This window comes from Pedobacter folensis, assembly GCF_056490665.1.
The window spans coordinates 1-6,481 of record NZ_JBWJIF010000001.1 but is presented as its reverse complement, the minus strand read 5'-3'; the positions used below and the strand labels follow the sequence as shown (position 1 = coordinate 6,481).

At 41.6% G+C, this 6,481-nt stretch carries 4 protein-coding genes; 1 reads left to right on the top strand and 3 read right to left on the bottom strand.

Annotation, left to right across the window (positions count from 1 at the left end):
- The first annotated feature begins 169 nt into the window (after positions 1-169).
- Complete coding sequence (locus AC04QZ_RS00020) at positions 170-355, top strand: hypothetical protein (RefSeq protein ID WP_478356020.1); 186 nt, start codon at positions 170-172, stop codon at positions 353-355.
- A 27-nt stretch (positions 356-382) separates the two neighbouring features.
- Here the strand turns inward: AC04QZ_RS00020 and AC04QZ_RS00015 are convergent, their stop codons facing one another.
- The 3 genes from AC04QZ_RS00015 to AC04QZ_RS00005 all read right to left on the bottom strand — a co-directional run.
- On the bottom strand, positions 383-1,030 hold the full coding sequence (locus AC04QZ_RS00015) for a response regulator (RefSeq protein WP_057934807.1): 648 nt from the start codon (positions 1,028-1,030) through the stop codon (positions 383-385).
- A 111-nt stretch (positions 1,031-1,141) separates the two neighbouring features.
- Positions 1,142-2,113: a PorP/SprF family type IX secretion system membrane protein gene (locus AC04QZ_RS00010; RefSeq protein WP_478356018.1), complete on the bottom strand. Its 972-nt coding sequence runs from the start codon at positions 2,111-2,113 to the stop codon at positions 1,142-1,144.
- A gap of 17 nt (positions 2,114-2,130) precedes the next feature.
- Positions 2,131-6,481, bottom strand: a 4,351-nt coding sequence (locus AC04QZ_RS00005; RefSeq protein WP_478356016.1) for a DUF7507 domain-containing protein, incomplete at its 5' end; no start/stop codon positions are given.

Genomic DNA, 6,481 nt, shown 5'->3' with positions numbered 1-6,481 from the left:
AGCTATATTCGTTTAAGGCTTATACTTAGGTCAGGTAACAACTCTTGAATGCGCTATTCATTTCGATTAGCCAAAATCATTTTCTCTGGAATCTAAACGTTAACACAAAAGAATTAAATAAAACTTTGATTGTTTTAAAATGTTGAGATGGTAATCAATTAGGTATCTTATGAAAACTAAAGACAATCAACACGCAGCGGAAAAAGGGAGTAAAAGTAAAGGAAGCGCAAAGGAAAAGGCCTCCTTCGATCAAAACGGAAAGGGTTCTTCAGATAAATTTGGACAGGCAGGCTCCACACCTAACGAATCAGGAACGGGCGGGCCAGGTACTGTAGATAAAAACAAAAAGGCTTAGAAAAGATAAAAAGAGTAAATACTCTTTTTATCTTTCATAGATACTCATCTTTTCAGCCAGTTCTATAATGCTTTTTATTTTCAGCTTTTGGAAAAGTCTCAGTTTATAAGTACTTACTGTACCCATTTGAAGATTCAGCTGATTAGAAATTTCTAATACACCTATCCCCTTTGTTAGTAATTCTGCTACTTCTAATTCCCTGCCCGAAAGTTTGGTAAAAGGATTATCCGCATCGTTACCCAATATACTGTTGAACATATTTTCCTTCACATTTCTGCTCGAATAGCGACTGCCAGCTAAAATTGTAGTAATGGCGGTTACAATTTCCGATTCTTCTGCATTTTTAGTTAAGTAACCAGATGCGCCAGATTTTAAATATGGAACGGCATAAATATTCTCATTCAAAGATGAAAATACCAAAATTTTTGCGTTTGGCTGAACCAGTTTAATCTGATCGATTACCTTCAGGTTATTACCTCCCGGCAAGTTTACATCGATGATGATTAAACTTGGCGATTTTTCTGTTTCGACAAGCGCCTGCTCTAAGGTAGATGCATGAATGATTTCAACACCAGGCCAAAAGTCTGATATTAAACCTTTTAATCCACGACGGATGATCTCATGATCATCAGCGATGAGCACAGTAAAAGTACTTACGGCATTTTTTGTTTTCATTATTTTAAGAATATTCTGCAAGTTAATAAAAAGTTATTTTTTTGTACGCAATTGTAGTTAATTTTTCGTTTAAATGTGTAAATATTATTATACACAAGTTTACAGTTTTGTTTAAAACACCCGTGGGGTTGCCAATCTGATGTTTTGCTTAATGAACGAATAGGACAATGAAATCTCGTGTGTTCTGCCGCTATAGCCTTGTAATGGGCCGATTGAAAAATCGTAACCATAACCGATCCTGAGTTTTTCTGACGGAAAAATTTGTATCGCTGCTACGGCAGAGTTCCTGGGTGTAAGATCACGTTGCAAATAGTTTTTATCATACAGCTTTACTCCCGTCCGGTACGAACCGCCTACCCAGATAAAATCTTTGATCATCAAAAATGCATTCACATCTAAACTCGTTGGTCCCCCCCGATCATCTTTTAAGAGGAAGGAAGGTTTAACCTGAAAATCTTCTGAAAGCGGAAACAATGCGCCCGCGGTCAGGTAATAATGCGGTTTTGGCTGTGGGATAAAAGCATAACGGTCGATATCGATGTAAGTGGCAATCAGGTTATCGGCTGAGAAACCTGCATAAAACCTGTCGTTGGCAAAGTAAACCCCTGCCCTTGCATCGGGCACAATGGTACTCTGCACGCCTACTGGCTGGTTAGGCTCCGGATTGTTTGGGTTCAGCATGGAGCCGTCTATACCCAGCTGTACCATGCCCACACCCAAGCCCAGCGCCAATCTCGAGCTACCATCATCATTCATTCTGATGCGGTAGGCGTAGTTGCCGTAAATACTCAGGTTGGTCTGTGCACCCAGTTTATCGCTTGCCACCTGAAGGGCCAAACCAACGTTACCGCTGTTTGCAATGGCATCTACGGCCAGCGACATGCTTCTTGGTGCTCCGGTAATCCCTGTCCACTGGCTACGGTAAAAGCTATGCACATTCAGCACCTCTTTATATCCGGCGTAGGCGGGATTGATATAAATCCCGTTGAACATATACTGGCTATACTGGGCATCCTGCTGCGCAGATACCGGCTGCGAAAGCCACAAAAGCAAACCTGCTATTAATCCTATTAGTTTCTTCATCGTATCTTCCTCCCCAATTAGTTTTTAAATGCCCTGATCAGGGTGATATAACCTTTAAATACTTTCCACTCATTATTGCCCGCTTTTTTAACACGTAGCAGGTAATAATAAGTTCCCTCATTCAAGCCTTCGCCCGTCCAGTTATTCTGGTAAGCTTTAGCGCGGAATACTTCGTTACCCCAGCGGTTAACAATGGTGATTTCGTTTTCAGCAAATTGGGCCAGGCCGTTAATCTCGAAAGTATCATTTATACCATCGCCATTAGGTGTAAACAGGTTCGGGATCAATAAATCATCGCCTGTGATAATGGCTGCATCTGCCTGAACCATGTTATTGTTCAATACCGGATCTGGCTGATCTGCTTTTACTGTTGCCGAATTATTTAATACACCCGCAGCTAAGGTTCTTGCTTTAAAGGTTAATGTGGCACTCTGATTTAAATCTAAACTGCCAACTAACCATACTAAATCTCTGCTGGTGGTGGTATAAGTTGTTGTACCAATGGTAACCGTAATTTCTTTAGGCGCATCGATAATGGTGGCAAGCTTATCGGTAACCGTAACGCCTGTTGCCCTGTTTGGCCCTTTATTGGTTACCGTAATTTTATAGGTTACATCCGCACCTGTTTTGATATCGCCTTTGGTTAGCAATTCCTTTGTCACCATTAAATCAGCCGATTTATCTACAGCTACAAGTGCTTCCGGTTTAATGCTTGTTCCTGCTGGACTCGTCATGATGGCCAGATTTTTTATGGTATTGTAGCTATTTACATCTGGTGCAACTTTCGCATCAAAAGTTAATACAGTACTCGAATTGGCCTGCATATTAATCGTCCATTTCAAAGTGTTGCCCATAACCGTACCGTAACCTGAAACCGAGTTCGGAATATAGGTTAAGCCTGCAGGAAGTTCATCCGTTATGGTTACGCCATTTAATGCCGATCCGCCTGTATTTCTTACCTGAAGCGAATAAGTCAAAATTTCATTGGCCTGTGCTTTGCCATCTTTATTGCCTTTATTGTCAGCAACCGATTTACTACCTTCCAGCATTCCTTCTGTAGGGATGGATACCGTTGGGCTTAATGGTGTTGAGGCATTTCCAGGATCGGTTACGGTAGCCGTGTTGTTCACGCTTAACACACCCGAAGGAATGATAGCATTAACCGTTACCTTAAAGCTTACCTGCACCTGTCCGTTGGCAGGAATAGTCAAATTATTCCAGTTTAATATATTGCCGGTTAACGATCCGCCATTATCTGCACTGGCGCTTACATAAGTCGTATTAGCCGGAATGGCATCGGTAATCTTCACACCTGTTCTGGCTGTATTTCCGTTGTTTTTAACGATAATGCGATAAGTTAAAACCTCATTTGCCTCGGCCTTTCCGTTATTATTGGCATCGGTAACGGTTTTTGAACTTACGATTTTTGGCAATTCTAAAATAGTAGGATAATCATTGTCTTCCTCGGTTCCCGAAATATCCGAAACTGAAGTTCCTGCTGGTGTGGTGGCCGTTAGTGTAGCTGTGTTTCTTACCGAACTTGCATTTTTCTCTGCCTGCGTAATGGCATAAATGGCTGTGGCCACTGCCGTTTGATCAGGTGCGATACTTGCAGGTGTGAACGTAAGCGTTGATGAAATTTTTGGATCAAGCAAACTGAAATTGTTTAACGTCACATTCCCGGTATTTTTTGCCGTAAAAGTATAGGTAACCGAATTTCCATCAGCACTTAAAACACCTGTTTTAACCAAAGTAAGGCCTGGTGTTTCTTTGATCGGGAATACCGTAGGATCATCAGGTGCCAGGGTTCTCGGATCATCTGAAAGTTTACTCAGTTTATTAGCGCCCGAATAGTTGGCAACCAAACCCGCCTGATTTACAAACTTGCCATGATCAATTTCTGGTTGCGTTAAGGTGTGTCGTGCTAAAATCAATGCAGTTTCTGCAGGTTCTAATTTACTGATGGTAGCAGGCGTAATACTTCCCGGATCGGCGCCCTCATCAGTTACCACAATATTGGTTAAGGTAACATTTCCGGTATTGGTTACCTGAATGTTGTACTCAATTACTTTAACCACACCCGCACTATTGGCAAATATTTTAGTAAACCTAACCGATGGATTGGCCACAATTGCGGTAAAGGTGGCATCATCTGCTGCAGGCGTTGATGGATCGTCGGATACTTTTACAATCGTATTTCCTTTCGGGTCTTTTACGTTTGCACTTACCTGATTACTGAAACCAGCAGCGTTTACATCACTTTGTTTTACGGTATGTTTAGCTGTAATATTAACGGTAGCGCCTGGCAATACCGAAGTGATATTCGCCGGTATTAAACTACCCGCATCGGCATTGGCGTCAACTAATGTAATATCGGTTAAGGTTACATTTCCTGTATTTTTGAATATAATGCTGTAATTGATTACATCACCAGCCTTGGTTGCAACGTTTGTGGCAGCTTTGGTTAAGGTGAAAGCTGGCGACGGCGTTAATTTGGTTACTGTAGCATCATTTGGTGCCGGCGTAGATGGATCGTCGGATAACTGATTAATTGTATTTCCTTTATTATCGGTTAATTTTATGGATGCCTGGTTAGTAAACGATCCCTGATTAATGTCGTTTTGTGTTAAGGTGTGTTTTGCCGTAACATTAACACTTGCGCCAGGTGCCAAAGTTGAAATGCTTGCTGGTTTGATCGATCCTGCATCAACCGCAGCATCGCTCACGCTTAAATTACTTAGCGTAACACTTCCGGTATTGGTAATGGTAAAGTTATAATCGATCGATTCGCCAATTTTCGTTCCTACAGCACTGGCTACTTTCGTAAAAGTTAGTGAAGATGTATTCAAAACTGGTGTTTCCGTAGGAATATCGTTTCCAGCTGCAGTTCCGGAAATATCTGTAACCGTATTTCCTGCTGGTGTTTTGGCACTTACCGAAGCGCTGTTACTTACTGATCCGGCATCTTTATCACTTTGTGAAAGAATATAAACCTGATTGTAGGTAAAACTCGCTCCTACGGCTAATGCTGTTGGAAATGTTTGATTTAAAGCTAATTTCTGATCAGTTAACACCACATGATTTAAGGCTACCTCGCCCATATTGGTGATGTTGAACGTGTAAGTAATGCTGTTACCATCTGCACTTAGCACAGCTGTTTTAACCAATGTTACTTTGCCTTTCATGATCGGTGTGGTAACGGTTGATTGGTTGTTTACATTTTCAGGATCTGTTGTTTTACCTGTTGGATTTAGGGAAACACTATTGACTAAATTTACACCGGTAAATCCTGCTGCAACATGTCCGTTAACCGTTAAACTTACCTGTTCACCTACCAGTAAATCTGCAGTTAGGGTAAAGGCATTGCCTGACGAACTGTATGTTCCTCCCGTTGTGTTATAGGTTATATTTTCTAAACCTGCCGGAAGATTTTCTATCAATGCAATGGATTCACCACTTAATACCGTTGCTGGTCCGTTGTTTTTGATGATGATCGTATAACTGATATCGCCATTGGTTTCAACACCAGTTACATTGGCGGTTTTGCTTACCTGAAGATCAGTTATCCAGTTCGGGATGTTTACCGTAACGATTGCTGTTGAAGTTTTTGCCACATCCAGTTTATCGGTAATCTGATAAGTCAAGGTATAAACTCCAGGAAGCGTTCCTGCTGCAACATTTACTTTTCCGCTTGCCGCAACGATGTTAATTTTTGGATTTGAAGTTGAAATCTGATTGATGGTAACCGTAGCGGTTGTTGCAGGTGAAACATCATTATACTTATCGTTAACCAGGATATTTTCAACAGCTGTGCCACCTGTAAAACCATTTGCTGTTCCGGTATCGTCTTTGGCCAGAATGGTACTGGTACCAACCGTGATGGTTACCGTAGCTGTTTTCGTCTGGCCTGGGTTCAGTTTATCTTCGATCTGGTAAACCAAAGTATAAGTTCCTGCCGGCGTGTTTGGTGCAACATTCACCTTTCCGGTTGTCACATCTAAAGTAACATTCGGATTGGTGGTCGAAACCTGACTTAATTTCACCTCATTTAAGGTAGCCGGATTACCGTTGTAGGTATCGTTAAGCAATACATTTTCAACTGCAGTTCCGCCAGTGAAGCCATTTGCATTTCCGCTATCGTTTGTGGCAGCCAAAGCAGGTGCAGCAACTGTGATGGTTACTGTAGCCGTTTTCGTCTGACCTGGGTTCAGTTTATCTTCGATCTGGTAAACCAAAGTATAAGTTCCTGCCGGCGTATTTGGTGCAACATTAACTTTTCCGGTTGTCACATCTAGAGTAACATTTGGATTCGTGGTGGAAACCTGACTTAATTTCACCTCATTTAAGGTAGCCGGGTTACCGTTGTAG